Below are 1,544 nucleotides of genomic sequence, written 5' to 3' on the forward strand. Positions count from 1 at the left end.
AGATCCAATGCCTCGCTTGCCGTGATAGCATCCGACAACTCCGTGTCGGTCGCCAAACTTGGATCGGCACTGAACTCCGTACCTACAAGGTTCAATCCTGTACCAGCGGTATACTGCGTATCGGTATCCAACGCCCCTAAATTCACCGTTTCGTTTGCAGCGCCATCTTGTGTAACCGTTAATATAGAAGTTCCGCCATCGAAAGTCAATCCAGTCACCGATTCGTTACCGATAACCTTATCTAGATCCAATGCCTCGCTTGCCGTGATAGCATCCGACAACTCAGTGTCGGTCGCCAAACTTGGATCGGCACTGAACTCCGTACCTACAAGGTTCAATCCTGTACCAGCGGTATACTGCGTATCGGTATCCAATGAACTTATATTAATCGTCTGGTCCGTATTTCCACCTTCCGATATAGTCAATACAGCTCCATCAAAAGCCAATCCTGTAATAGTTTCGTTACCGATAACCTTATCTAGATCCAATGCCTCGCTTGCCGTGATAGCATCCGACAACTCAGTGTCGGTCGCCAAACTTGGATCGGCACTGAACTCCGTACCTACAAGGTTCAATCCTGTACCAGCGGTATACTGCGTATCGGTATCCAACGCCCCTAAATTCACCGTTTCGTTTGCAGCGCCATCTTGTGTAAGCGTTAATATAGAAGTTCCGCCATCGAAAGTCAATCCTGTTACCGATTCGTTACCGATAACCTTATCAAGATCCAATGCCTCGCTTGCCGTGATAGCATCCGACAACTCCGTGTCAGTCGCCAAACTTGGATCGGCACTGAACTCCGTACCTACAAGGTTCAATCCTGTACCAGCGGTATACTGCGTATCGGTATCCAACGCCCCTAAATTCACCGTTTCGTTTGCAGCGCCATCTTGTGTAAGCGTTAATATAGAAGTTCCGCCATCGAAAGTCAATCCTGTTACCGATTCGTTACCGATAACCTTGTCAAGATCCAATGCCTCGCTTGCCGTGATAGCATCCGACAACTCCGTGTCAGTCGCCAAACTTGGATCGGCACTGAACTCCGTACCTACAAGGTTCAATCCTGTACCAGCGGTATACTGCGTATCGGTATCCAACGCCCCTAAATTCACCGTTTCGTTTGCAGCGCCATCTTGTGTAAGCGTTAATATAGAAGTTCCGCCATCGAAAGTCAATCCAGTCACCGATTCGTTACCGATAACCTTATCTAGATCCAATGCCTCGCTTGCCGTGATAGCATCCGACAACTCCGTGTCGGTCGCCAAACTTGGATCGGCACTGAACTCCGTACCTACAAGGTTCAATCCTGTACCAGCGGTATACTGCGTATCGGTATCCAACGCCCCTAAATTCACCGTTTCGTTTGCAGCGCCATCTTGTGTAAGCGTTAATATAGAAGTTCCGCCATCGAAAGTCAATCCTGTTACCGATTCGTTACCGATAACCTTGTCAAGATCCAATGCCTCGCTTGCCGTGATAGCATCCGACAACTCCGTGTCGGTCGCCAAACTTGGATCGGCACTGAACTCCGTACCTACAAGGTT

1 protein-coding gene is annotated in these 1,544 nt (G+C 48.8%); it reads right to left on the bottom strand.

From position 1 onward, the window contains the following. On the bottom strand, positions 1 to 1,544 hold a 1,544-nt coding region (locus DFQ03_RS18715; protein WP_208295879.1), incomplete at both ends, for a hypothetical protein.

The organism is Maribacter caenipelagi, assembly GCF_004364175.1.
GTDB classification, from domain to species: domain Bacteria; phylum Bacteroidota; class Bacteroidia; order Flavobacteriales; family Flavobacteriaceae; genus Maribacter; species Maribacter caenipelagi.